The sequence below is a fragment of the Roseovarius sp. MMSF_3350 genome, assembly GCF_030733425.1.
Classification (GTDB): Bacteria; Pseudomonadota; Alphaproteobacteria; order Rhodobacterales; family Rhodobacteraceae; genus Roseovarius.
Window position 1 is genome coordinate 271,354 of sequence record NZ_JASHIZ010000003.1, and the last position, 9,333, is coordinate 280,686.

The window sequence follows — 9,333 nt, forward strand, 5'->3', positions numbered from 1 at the left end:
CTCTAGGAAAGGGGTTCATTCCCGCTTTTCCTACAAGATATGGTGAGGGGGGATTTGCGACCTGTAAAGCTATTTCTTGGGGATAACCGCAATAAGTTGTGGATGACATGAAAATTTCATCAAGCCTTGGGCGTGGCGGTCCCTGCCTCGCCCAACCGCCGTCCCGGACTTGATCCGGGACCTCCTGCGCCGACGAACCTCATGCTTGCGCGTGCGGATCACCGCGATCGAACGAGGGTTCGGCCAAATGAAAATGGCTGCCCGAAGGCAGCCATTGACTTGAGTTTCAAACTGTATACGGCGACCTAGCCGCCCATGTTCGTCCGTGCGTTCGCTTTCAGCGCCGTCTCGAACTCGGCCTTGGTCATGTTGACGGTCACACCGTCGTCACCGACCATCAGCGCGTTCAGCGGAATGCCCGCACGTTCAACGGCGCGGTTGTCGGCACCTTCCATCTCGCCGTCCAGATCGACGACTGCGATGTTGCCTTGGGAATCGGCGTCGTTATACGTACCGATCAACTCACCGTCGGTGGTGTAGACCTCCGTGTCGCCGGTCAGCGCGGCGTCCAGCTCCGCCGAAACGTCGCTTGCGGCGTCATAGGCGTCTTCGGCCACGCCACCCACGGCATCGACCCCGGCCTGGGCCGTATCGGTCGCGCTCTCACTGATGGCATAGACCGTATCGCCGACTTCTTCGGCCGCAGCGCCGGCCTGTGCCGAAACGCTCGCCTCGGCCTCGGTATCGGCCTGGGCCGTCTCGTCGCTTGCCGCGAACGGCATGACAGGTGCGGACACCAGGGCAGCAATCGCCAGGGCGGATGTGAATGTCGGTTTCATAAGGACTCCTCCTTTTTCCATCTTGCGGGCAAGTGGCCCGCGTGAATGTACGGAATCAATGCAACCGCCGGGCCTCACGTTCCATGCGGATTTGCCGGGGGAGCAGGGAACTCGGAAAACAGCAAAATAATGCCGATTGGCCACCCTGGCACACGCCACGTACTGCTCGACTCCCCCGTCCCGCGCGCGACCCGGGCCTCGTAGGGTGGGTGAAAACCCACCTCCGCCGAACGCAAAACGCGGCCCGCAAGGGGGCCGCGCCTCGAACCAAACCGATGGAAACGTGCCTTACGTCGCGCCTTTCTCCAGCGCGTCCAGCCGCGCCTTGAGCGCCTCGTTCTCCTCGCGGGCCTTCTGCGCCATGACGCGCACCGCGTCGAACTCCTCGCGGGTGACGAAATCGCGGTCGGCCAGCCAGCGGTCCACCATCGACGACATCGCCGTCTCAGCCTCCTGCTTGGCACCCTGCGCCACGCCCATCGCGTTCGTCATCAGCTGGCTGATATCGTCCAGAACCTTGTTGCGCGTCTGCATATCGCTCTACCTTCCGTTACACTTGATCTCTATATGGGCGCGAAACCGCGTCGGGGCAAGGTTGACTTCGCCCCGCGCCAGCAGCAGAACGGCGCCCATGAAAGCAGCGATCCCCTTCCCCGACATCTCGTCCGAGCTGTTCTCGTTCACCGTCTTCGGGTTCGATATCGCCCTGCGCTGGTATGCGCTTTCCTACATTGCAGGCATCCTGATCGGCTGGCGGCTGGTCGTGATGGCCGTGAACCGCCCGCACCTGTGGAAGGACAACGTGGCGCCGATGAGCGTGAAGCAGGTCGAGGATTTGGCCACATGGGTCATCCTCGGCGTGATACTCGGCGGGCGGCTGGGCTTCGTGCTCTTCTACCAGCCACTCTATTACTTGCAGAACCCGGCCGAGATCCTGGTGATCTGGCAGGGTGGCATGTCTTTCCACGGCGGGCTTCTGGGCGTCATCATCGCCTGTATCACCTATTCACGCGTCCAGGGCATCCGCTGGCTGACCGTCGCTGACATCCTGTGTGCCGTCACGCCTGTCGGTCTCCTCCTGGGCCGCGTCGCGAACTTCATCAATGCCGAGCTCTGGGGCCGCCCAACCGACCTCCCCTGGGGCGTGATCTTTCCGGGGGCCGCGGCACAGGACTGCGCGAACGTCGCTGCCGGCCTCTGCGCCCGTCACCCCTCGCAACTCTACGAAGCGGCGCTCGAGGGTCTGATCCTCGGCGCCATCCTGCTCTATCTCGTCTTCCGCCGCGGCTTGCTGAAACGCGTCGGCGCCGCCACCGGCATCTTCTTCGCGGGCTACGGCATCGGGCGGTTCATCGTCGAGTTCGTCCGCCAGCCCGATGCGCAGTTCGTCAGCCCCGGCAACCCGCTGGGCCTGGCGTGGCACGTGAACGGCTATGGCCTGACCATGGGCCAGATCCTCTGCATCCCGATGATCGCCATGGGGCTCATCACGCTGGTGCTGGCCTACCGCAAGCACGCCCGTTCCACAGCCACCGGATGACCGCTCTGGCGGAGATCCTGCGGGCCGAGATCGCCGCGACCGGCCCGATGCGCCTCGACGCCTACATGGCCGCCTGCCTGATGCATCCCGAGCATGGATACTACGCCACCCGCGATCCGTTCGGTGAAAAGGGCGATTTCATCACAGCCCCCGAGATCAGCCAGATGTTCGGCGAACTCACCGGCCTCTGCCTCGCGCAAGCCTGGCTCGATCAGGGGGCACCCAACCCCGTCGCCCTTGTCGAACTCGGCCCCGGCCGCGGCACGCTGATGGCCGACGCCCTGCGGGCCACACGCGGCGTGCCCGGCTTTCACGACGCCCTGCAAGTGCATCTGGTGGAAACCTCCCCCGCCCTGCGCGCCCGCCAAGCCGACACGCTGTCCGGCCATACCCCCACCTGGCACGACAGCGCCGACACCCTGCCCGACCTGCCCACGCTCTCGGTCGCCAACGAGTTCTTCGACGCGTTGCCCATCCGCCAGTTCCAGCGCCAAGGCGACGGCTGGTGCGAACGCGTCGTCGGCCTCTCGGACGACACGCTCGCCCTCGGCCTCAACGCCAAGCGGATCGAGCCGACCCTCGCCCACCGGCTCGACGACACGGCCGACGGCGTCATCGTCGAGACCTGCCCCGCCGCCGCCCCCGTCATCAACGCGCTGGCCCGCCGTATCGGGTCGCGTGGCGGCGCGGCGCTCGTCATCGACTACGGCGACTGGCGCTCGCTTGGCGACACGCTGCAAGCCGTCCGCGGCCATGACCGCGCCGATATCCTCGCCGCGCCGGGCACGGCCGACCTCTCCGCCCATGTGGATTTCGAAGCATTGACCCACGCCGCCCGCGGCACCTGCAACACCACCCGCCTCGCCCCGCAGGCGCTCTTTCTCTCGCGCCTCGGCATCACCCAACGGGCCGAGGCCCTTGCCGTGAACATGAGCGGCCCTAAGCTAGAGGCACACCACGCCGCGTTTCACCGCTTGACCGGGCGGGACGAAATGGGGACGCTCTTCAAGGTGATGGCGCTCTATCCCGAGGGTGCCGCACCCCCACCCGGACTGGAACCATGACGCTGGAAATCCTCACCGACGACAGCCTCGCGCCTGTCAGCCACGGTTTCTTCACCCGCAAGGGCGGGGCGTCCTCGGGCGTGTTCCACGGGCTGAACTGCGGCCAGGGTTCCTCCGACCAGTCCGAGGTCGTGACCATCAACCGCGCCCGCGTCGCCCGCGCCATGGACGTCCCCGAGGATCACCTGGTCACCGTCCACCAGACCCATTCCACCGATGTCCACGTTGCCACCGGCCCCTCCGACACCCGGCCCAAGGCCGACGCCATCGTCACCGCCACGCCGGGCCTGGCGCTGGCCATCCTGACGGCCGATTGCCAGCCCGTGCTCTTTGCCGACCGCAAGGCCGGCGTGATCGGCGCCGCCCATGCCGGCTGGCGCGGGGCGGTCGATGGCGTGCTGGAATCCACCCTCGATGCGATGGAAGCACTTGGCGCCAGCCGCGCCGACACCACCGCCGTCATAGGCCCCTCGATCAGCCAGCCCGCCTACGAGGTCGGCACCGAGTTCTTCGAGCGTTTCGCCGACGACGATCCCGACAACACCCGGTTCTTTACCAACGGAAAGCCCGGCAAGTACCAGTTCGACCTGCCCGGCTTCGGCTTGCACCGCCTGCGGGCCGCCGGGATAGGCGATGCCACCTGGACCCGCCACTGCACCTACAGCGACGCCGAGCGCTTCTTTTCCTACCGCCGCGCCACGCATAACGGCGAGGCAGACTACGGGCGCCTGATCTCGGCCATCCGGCTCTAGACCGGCCCCCACCCGATTCTGGCGCGAACGGGGCGAAACGCTGCACAAGATTGCCTCAATTCTGGAAACAATCACCGTCCATCACATTGGATTGGCCACGCTTCCGCAGCGGCCAACCTTGTTTTATTGGCCATCCGCAATTGGGACGGCGCGACCACATTCGCGCCCGCGCGACCCGAAAAATTTCCGAAATTTTTCGCGCCACGCCAAACCATGGCCGCAAACCCGGGCAAATATAAAGCCATCAGAACAACACGCCCCAAAAGGCGGCGAGGCAGAAAAGAGTTGAGAGGAAAGACCATGAAGAAGCGTTGGATGAAATCGCTGATCGAAACCAGCCGGCAAGCCACCCCGGACATGCCGTTCTCGCGCCGTGTGCGGTATGCAAACCGCCTGACGCCCAAGGCATCCGCGCTTCGGATCGCCTGATCCGCTCCAAGCCCCGATCCCGGCAATGGCCGCCTCTTTCCAAGGGGCGGCCATTGTTGATTCGAATGTGTCTCGAAATCGAATTGTGGCGCGCGTGTTGATGCCGCGCGGACAATGCGCCGGCCATTCCGCAAATTGTCCGACCCTATGGAACAATGCCCCGCAAAATTTGACGACAGTTTGCCGATTCTGCCTTTATCGTGCCCGTAACGTACATGACGGACCATCCCTCTGTCGTTGTCGGTGGGGGCCGACGCGGTTGTGATGACCCTGTAAAGGATCGCACGATGGGCACCCCTACCATTGCCACCCCCTTCCCGGTGGCGCGCAAGACAGATGGCACACCCGGTTGCACCGGAACGGCCAGCGTACCGGCCGCCGCTCGATCGCCGCGCCCGATGCGCAAGTTCCGGATGGCGTATCTGCGCCCGGACGGCACGCCCCACCAGACCGAACAGATCGCGCCCGCCACCCCGATCTTCGACAGCGCGTTTTCCGCCTTTTCCCACGGCACGCTTCTGCGCACGCCCTCCGGGCAGGTCGCCGTGCAGGATCTCGAACCGGGCATGAGCGTTTCGACCACCGAGCACGGCCCCTCCCGCGTGCTCTGGATCGGCTCCATGACGCTGGTGCCTGCCGCCGCCGGCATCGACCAGGCGGCCTGCCGCCTGACCCGGATCATGCCCGACACCTTCGGACTGGGCCGCCCCGAGGCGAACCTCACCGCCGGTCCCGGCGCGCGGGTCCTCGCCCGGCCACCCGGCCTGCGCGACAGCTTCGGGCGCGAACGCGTTCTGACCCCGGCCACCGATCTCGTCGATGGCATGAACGTGGTCGAACTGGTGCCACCCCGGCCCGTGACGGTCTATCATCTGTGCCTGCGCCGCCATGCCATCCTGCGCGCCTCGGGCATCGAGGTCGAAAGCTTCCATCCCGGCCCCGGCTTTGAACGCGCCATGGGCCCAAACATGCTGGCGCTCTTCCTGTCGCTCTTTCCGCATGTCAAAAAACCGGCCGATTTCGGCAGCACCAGCCACCCGCGCCTGCCGCTCCAGGGGCTCTCCGTCTGACCGGACCGGATCAGGACCGGCCCCAGCCGATCTTGGCCCAGGCCCGCTCGTGCACAAAGAAACTGGCAAAGCCGATCGCCGACGTGATCATCGCATAGACGCCGCCCTGGGCCACCGACCCGGTCATCAGGAACCCGATCAACGTCATCACCATCAGGCCCATCACCTGCCAGGTGGTCGCTTTCGCCAGCGTGCGTTTCTTCGTGTCCATGTCCTATGCTCCCCTTTGCGCGTGCCGTTCTTCATCAGCTAGCATCAGGACGCCCTGTCGTGTATTCTGTCTTTGCTTAACAAACATAATAAATGTCCATTAAAGTGGACAAGGTGCGTTACTATGAACAAGCAGGCCCGCGCCACGATCTTTCGCGACCGGCTCACCGGCGCCATGACGATGACCGGCACCAATCTCAGCGCGCTCGCGCGCCAGACCGGCGTCAGCCGCTCCACCGTGTCGCAACTGCTCGATACCGAGACCGCCCGGATGCCCAACGCCCATCTCGCCGCCGGCTGCGCCGAGGCGCTTCAGGTCAGCTCCGACTGGTTGCTGGGCCTCACCGATCGCCCCGAGCGCCCCGGCGACGTGATCGAAGCCGCGCTCAGCATGACCGAGGCCGACCGCACATCCGCCGACGCCCAGCTGCTCGACTGGCACCGCGAGGCCAGCGGCTACAAGGTGCGCCACGTCCCCGCCACCCTGCCCGACATGCTCAAGACCGAGGCGGTGATGCGCTGGGAATACGCCGCCTTCCTCGGCAAGACGCCGGGCCAGGCCGTGCGCGCCATGCAGGACAACCTCGACTGGCTCCGGCGCGAGGCGACCGAGTACGAAATCGCCATGCCCCGGCACGAGCTCGAGGCGTTCGCCCAGGGCACCGGCTATTGGCAGGGGCTCGACCGCGCCGCGCGTCGTGAACAGATCCTGCATCTCGCCGAGCAAGCCGAGACGTTCTTTCCCTCCCTGCGCCTCAACCTCTTCGACGCGCACAATCTCTTTTCCGCGCCCGTCACCCTCTTCGGCCCACTAATGGGCGTGATCTACGTGGGCCGCTTCTACCTGGCCTTCCGTGAACCATCGCGACTAAAGCTGCTGTCAGGCCACATGGACTGGCTGATCCGCGAGGCGGTGGTCGATGCCCGCGACGCCCCGGGCTGGATCGCCGACCTGACGAAACACCTCTGACCCAACTTCGGAAGCACGCCCGTTGCGCCGCCCCGCGCATCACCGCTATCGTGACGGCACGCCCGTGACCGTCCATTGCATTCCCAACAGAAAGCCTTTGCCCATGCCCCGCCTTTTCGCGCTCAGCCTCACCACCTGCCTCGCCCTCGCCGCCGCGCTTGTTTCGACCCTGCCGGCCCAGGCCCAGGACAATCCGGTCATCGCGCGCATGACCGCTTTCGTTGAGACATACAACGCGCAGGATGCCGAAAGCCTCGCCGGCTTTTACGCCCCCGACGCGGCTCTCCTGCCGCCCGGCCAGGCCTCGGTGCTGGGGCGCGAGGCCATCGCCCAGCATTACGCCCAGGCTTTCGCCGCCGGCGCACGCGACCTGCAATTCAAGACCTTCGACATCCGCGCCTTCGACACCAGCGCGGTCGAGATCGGCGAAACCGTCGTCATGGTGGGCGAGCAACGCATCGTCGGCCGCTACATGCACCTGTGGGAGGTGATCGACGGCCAGCTCCTGCTGACCCGCGACATGTACCACGTGCTGAAGGTCGAGTAGCGACCTCAGGCCGACCGGCTCAGTCGCTCTTCCAGGATCTCGAAGGGCACGCCCGGCTCGTCCTTGGCACAGCGAATGACCAGCGAGGTCTTCACCGAGGCCACATTCTCCGCCGCCGTCAGCTCGCCCGTTAGAAAGCTCTGGAACGTGCTCAGGTCCGGCGCCACGCATTTCAGGATGAAATCCACCTCGCCGTTCAGCATGTGGCACTCCCGCACCAGCGGCCACGCCCGGCACCGCGCCTCGAACGCGCTCAGGTCCGCCTCGGCCTGGCTGACCAGTCCGACACTGGCAAAGACCTGCACCTCGAAACCCAGCTCACGCGCGTCCACGTCGGCATGGTAACCCTTGATGTACCCCTGCTCCTCAAGCGTGCGCACCCGGCGCAGGCAGGGCGGCGCGGAAATGCCCACCCGGCGGGCCAGTTCAACGTTGGTCATCCGCCCGTCCGCCTGCAGTTCGGCCAGGATCATGCGGTCAATGTCGTCAAGGCGGGTCGCAGGCATTGTATGCTCCGGTTGATTTCGCGATTGTTATATCACGACCGGCGCCACGCGCAATATTGTTTCACCCCAGCGCAACATCCTTTCGGGAAAGAAAATGTCGTCCCGATCGCCGCATACCGGGGTTGCGGGGCTACACACCCCCGCCCGGCCCCGTTATATCTGTCCGGACTCACGCGGGGCGTCTCATGCCCCGCTCCACGGATCAAGGGGAATCGGACATGGCCGAGAAACGTCACACCAGGGTTTTGATCATCGGCTCGGGGCCCGCGGGCTATACCGCCGGGGTCTATGCCAGTCGCGCCATGTTGGAGCCCATCCTGGTGCAGGGGATTGAACCCGGCGGCCAGCTGACCACCACCACCGAGGTCGAGAACTGGCCCGGCGACACCGAGGTACAGGGCCCCGACCTGATGGTCCGCATGGAAGCCCACGCCAAGGCCATGGGCTGCGAGATCGTGGGCGACATCATCTCGTCGCTCGATGTCGATGCGCGCCCCTTCGTGGCAAAAGGCGACTCGGGCACCACCTACACCGCCGACGCCGTCATCCTCGCCACCGGCGCCCGCGCCAAGTGGCTCGGCCTGCCGTCCGAGGACGCGTTCAAGGGCTTCGGTGTCTCCGCCTGCGCCACCTGCGACGGCTTTTTCTACCGCGGCGACGAGATCGTCGTCGTGGGCGGCGGCAACACCGCCGTCGAAGAGGCGCTCTTTCTCACCAACTTCGCCTCCAAGGTCACCCTCATCCATCGCCGCGACGAGCTGCGCGCCGAGAAGATCCTGCAGGACCGCCTGCTCAAACACCCCAAGATCCAACCCTTGTGGTTCCACGAGCTTGACGAGGTGCTGGGCGACGACACTCCCAAGGGCGTCACCGGCGTGCGCGTCAAGCACACCAAGACTGGCGAGACGCAGGAGATACCCTGCAAGGGCGTCTTCATCGCCATCGGCCACGCGCCGGCCAACGAGCTGGTCAAGGGCAAGGTCGAGATGCACCACGGCGACTACGTCAAGGTCGAGCCCGGCTCCACCCGCACCTCGATCCCCGGCCTCTTCGCCGCCGGCGACCTCACCGACCACGTCTACCGCCAGGCGGTGACGTCGGCGGGCATGGGCTGCATGGCCGCGCTCGACGCGGAAAAATTCCTCGCCGAATTCCCCGAGGACGCCCCCGCCCCCGAGGCCTACGTCCCGCAAGCCTGAGCCGCATCGGCCTTCTGTCTCCCGTCTTCCTCTGGCCGAAAATATCCCGGGGGTTTGGGGGCTGGCCCCCAATTGAACGTGTGTTTGGGGGCTGGCCCCCAATTGAACCTGTGTTTGCTGGCTGGCCCCAAACCCACACCAATGCGCTACCGCCGCGACCCCACTCCAGCCGTCCCGGACCTGATCCGGGACCTCGTAGGGTGGGTG

The 9,333-nt window shown here is 65.7% G+C and carries 12 protein-coding genes; 8 read left to right on the top strand and 4 right to left on the bottom strand.

The features are described from left to right. Window positions 1-305: 305 nt before the first annotated feature. Together RBB31_RS05485 and RBB31_RS05490 are read right to left on the bottom strand one after the other, a co-directional pair. A complete protein-coding gene (locus tag RBB31_RS05485; protein WP_306128253.1) occupies window positions 306-839 on the bottom strand; it encodes a hypothetical protein in 534 nt (177 codons plus the stop codon). A 288-nt stretch (window positions 840-1,127) separates the two neighbouring features. After that, window positions 1,128-1,373, bottom strand: a complete 246-nt coding sequence (locus RBB31_RS05490; RefSeq protein ID WP_306128254.1) for an accessory factor UbiK family protein — start codon at window positions 1,371-1,373, stop codon at window positions 1,128-1,130. Window positions 1,374-1,470: 97 nt separating this feature from the next. Between RBB31_RS05490 and lgt the strand changes: the two genes are divergently transcribed. From lgt to RBB31_RS05515, 5 genes are all read left to right on the top strand, one after another. Then, window positions 1,471-2,379, top strand: a complete 909-nt coding sequence (gene lgt, locus RBB31_RS05495; RefSeq protein WP_306128255.1) for a prolipoprotein diacylglyceryl transferase — start codon at window positions 1,471-1,473, stop codon at window positions 2,377-2,379. Then, window positions 2,376-3,443: a class I SAM-dependent methyltransferase gene (locus tag RBB31_RS05500; protein WP_306128256.1), complete on the top strand. Its 1,068-nt coding sequence runs from the start codon at window positions 2,376-2,378 to the stop codon at window positions 3,441-3,443. The genes lgt and RBB31_RS05500 overlap by 4 nt, the downstream gene beginning before the upstream one ends. Continuing rightward, window positions 3,440-4,195 carry a peptidoglycan editing factor PgeF gene (pgeF, locus tag RBB31_RS05505; protein WP_306128257.1) on the top strand — a complete coding sequence of 252 codons (756 nt, stop codon included), beginning with the start codon at window positions 3,440-3,442 and terminating at the stop codon, window positions 4,193-4,195. The genes RBB31_RS05500 and pgeF overlap by 4 nt, the downstream gene beginning before the upstream one ends. 300 nt (window positions 4,196-4,495) lie before the next feature. Next, complete coding sequence (locus tag RBB31_RS05510; RefSeq protein ID WP_306128258.1) at window positions 4,496-4,624, top strand: hypothetical protein; 129 nt, start codon at window positions 4,496-4,498, stop codon at window positions 4,622-4,624. Between the two features lie 287 nt (window positions 4,625-4,911). Then, on the top strand, window positions 4,912-5,694 hold the full coding sequence (locus RBB31_RS05515) for a Hint domain-containing protein (protein ID WP_306128259.1): 783 nt from the start codon (window positions 4,912-4,914) through the stop codon (window positions 5,692-5,694). 10 nt (window positions 5,695-5,704) lie between these two features. Here RBB31_RS05515 and RBB31_RS05520 read toward each other — a convergent pair whose 3' ends face one another. Beyond that, complete coding sequence (locus RBB31_RS05520) at window positions 5,705-5,905, bottom strand: DUF2061 domain-containing protein (RefSeq protein ID WP_306128260.1); 201 nt, start codon at window positions 5,903-5,905, stop codon at window positions 5,705-5,707. Window positions 5,906-6,028: 123 nt separating this feature from the next. Between RBB31_RS05520 and RBB31_RS05525 the strand changes: the two genes are divergently transcribed. Beyond that, on the top strand, window positions 6,029-6,874 hold the full coding sequence (locus RBB31_RS05525) for a helix-turn-helix domain-containing protein (protein WP_306128261.1): 846 nt from the start codon (window positions 6,029-6,031) through the stop codon (window positions 6,872-6,874). A 103-nt stretch (window positions 6,875-6,977) separates the two neighbouring features. Further along, window positions 6,978-7,421 (top strand): SgcJ/EcaC family oxidoreductase, encoded by a 444-nt coding sequence (locus RBB31_RS05530; protein ID WP_306128262.1) that lies wholly within the window; start codon window positions 6,978-6,980, stop codon window positions 7,419-7,421. A gap of 5 nt (window positions 7,422-7,426) precedes the next feature. Here the strand turns inward: RBB31_RS05530 and RBB31_RS05535 are convergent, their stop codons facing one another. Further along, window positions 7,427-7,927: an Lrp/AsnC family transcriptional regulator gene (locus RBB31_RS05535; RefSeq protein ID WP_152496485.1), complete on the bottom strand. Its 501-nt coding sequence runs from the start codon at window positions 7,925-7,927 to the stop codon at window positions 7,427-7,429. A 218-nt stretch (window positions 7,928-8,145) separates the two neighbouring features. Here RBB31_RS05535 and trxB point away from each other — a divergent pair, with 218 nt between their 5' ends. Beyond that, window positions 8,146-9,126, top strand: a complete 981-nt coding sequence (gene trxB / locus RBB31_RS05540; protein ID WP_306128263.1) for a thioredoxin-disulfide reductase — start codon at window positions 8,146-8,148, stop codon at window positions 9,124-9,126. Window positions 9,127-9,333: the final 207 nt, after the last annotated feature.

What these genes read in the sequence shown, in the direction of transcription:
- RBB31_RS05485 (WP_306128253.1), bottom strand. Translation starts at nt 839, where the DNA reads ATGAAACCGACATTCACATCCGCCCTGGCGATTGCTGCCCTGGTGTCC.
- RBB31_RS05490 (WP_306128254.1), bottom strand. Translation starts at nt 1,373, where the DNA reads ATGCAGACGCGCAACAAGGTTCTGGACGATATCAGCCAGCTGATGACG.
- lgt (WP_306128255.1), top strand. Translation starts at nt 1,471, where the DNA reads ATGAAAGCAGCGATCCCCTTCCCCGACATCTCGTCCGAGCTGTTCTCG.
- RBB31_RS05500 (WP_306128256.1), top strand. Translation starts at nt 2,376, where the DNA reads ATGACCGCTCTGGCGGAGATCCTGCGGGCCGAGATCGCCGCGACCGGC.
- pgeF (WP_306128257.1), top strand. Translation starts at nt 3,440, where the DNA reads ATGACGCTGGAAATCCTCACCGACGACAGCCTCGCGCCTGTCAGCCAC.
- RBB31_RS05510 (WP_306128258.1), top strand. Translation starts at nt 4,496, where the DNA reads ATGAAGAAGCGTTGGATGAAATCGCTGATCGAAACCAGCCGGCAAGCC.
- RBB31_RS05515 (WP_306128259.1), top strand. Translation starts at nt 4,912, where the DNA reads ATGGGCACCCCTACCATTGCCACCCCCTTCCCGGTGGCGCGCAAGACA.
- RBB31_RS05520 (WP_306128260.1), bottom strand. Translation starts at nt 5,905, where the DNA reads ATGGACACGAAGAAACGCACGCTGGCGAAAGCGACCACCTGGCAGGTG.
- RBB31_RS05525 (WP_306128261.1), top strand. Translation starts at nt 6,029, where the DNA reads ATGAACAAGCAGGCCCGCGCCACGATCTTTCGCGACCGGCTCACCGGC.
- RBB31_RS05530 (WP_306128262.1), top strand. Translation starts at nt 6,978, where the DNA reads ATGCCCCGCCTTTTCGCGCTCAGCCTCACCACCTGCCTCGCCCTCGCC.
- RBB31_RS05535 (WP_152496485.1), bottom strand. Translation starts at nt 7,927, where the DNA reads ATGCCTGCGACCCGCCTTGACGACATTGACCGCATGATCCTGGCCGAA.
- trxB (WP_306128263.1), top strand. Translation starts at nt 8,146, where the DNA reads ATGGCCGAGAAACGTCACACCAGGGTTTTGATCATCGGCTCGGGGCCC.